Origin of the sequence: Muricomes intestini (genome assembly GCF_004346165.1) — a bacterium.
Classification (GTDB): domain Bacteria; phylum Bacillota; class Clostridia; order Lachnospirales; family Lachnospiraceae; genus Muricomes; species Muricomes intestini.
Window position 1 is genome coordinate 1 of sequence record NZ_SLZZ01000070.1, and the last position, 1,170, is coordinate 1,170.

A 1,170-nucleotide genomic window follows, 5' to 3' on the forward strand; every position below is an offset into this window, starting at 1 on the left:
TCAAATCGATAAAGGGAGAGATTGCATTCTCTTTACAGTAGCCATAAACGGAAATGGCATCCATGGCAGAATCTAAAAGCAGCTTTTCAATCCTGAATTGAGGAAGATAAGATTTCATTGTGAAAAATGAATGCAGGAAAGATAACATATCATGGCGGGAGGCCCGTTCCAATAAAGGAAATACGGGAAGGTCACTATGAGAATCAGATGCTACGAACATAAAAAGATGATAGCCGTTAAAGTAGCATTCCCGAGAAGAATCCCATCCGGAATTGGTATCAGGCTGGGAAAACCTTCTTTTGCAGTGGCAATCCGAAATTCCTCTTTCCCGACAGTCACATAGCCGCTTGCTTCTCAGAAGGGAGGAGGTCCTTACAGGAGTTCCGTCACCGGCGAGGCTTAGGTGCTTGTCATCAATAAGACCGCAAGAGACAGAACGCATCAGGAACTGCTGCTTGTAAAGACGAAAGATAAGAGAAAAGGCATGGTTAGGTGTAATGGGATGCCTTTTCAGGAAAGGGAGCAGCCTGGAAGAAATAGACTCCGTATCGGCAGGTGTTTTGTCCCCTTTCTTCTTACCCTTTTTAACTTTAGGTTTAGGGAACCTTTCTTTTGGAGAAAAGTTGTTGGAGCCAGAGTCCCACATGCGGGAAAAAAAGTCGTAGAAAGTACCAATCCCAGGAGTATCCCCGAAAGAGAAACCACTAAGGATAGCGTACAAGGGATTTTCCTTGAGTAAAGCAACCCATCTGGTAATTGAAGTAATTTTAAATTTAATAGAAAGCAGGTAGGAACGCAGCATAGAAGAAGGGAGCCGTGGTTCGGGTCCATGCTTGGAATAGCGGTCAGCCATTAACTGATCGGTGAGGGACAGATCAAGGTGCCAGAATTCAATAATGATTTCCCATGTATCCTTGGAAAGGGAGAATGGGTCTGGATAAAAATTCAAGAATTCAGAAAGAAAAGAGTTCTGATAGGCGGCATGGCCGCCAGAAATAACAGGTAACATTAAAAATCGCCTCCAGTCGAAAGAAATAAAATATAATCAATCGGCTTCGCCGCAAATTTTGGGTGATTTGTCAAGTGTTTTCGGCAAAAAAGGTGGGTGATTTTTAAAATAAAGGGATGGAAAGCCTTGAAAAATGAAGGCTGGAAATTCCGAGAACTTAT

1 protein-coding gene is annotated in these 1,170 nt (G+C 42.9%); it reads right to left on the reverse strand.

Annotated elements, in window-relative coordinates; genetic code table 11:
* The coding region (locus EDD59_RS17645) for a hypothetical protein (RefSeq protein WP_132384280.1) at positions 1-1,009 on the reverse strand (1,009 nt) is incomplete at its 3' end.
* Between the last annotated feature and the right edge of the window lie 161 nt (positions 1,010-1,170).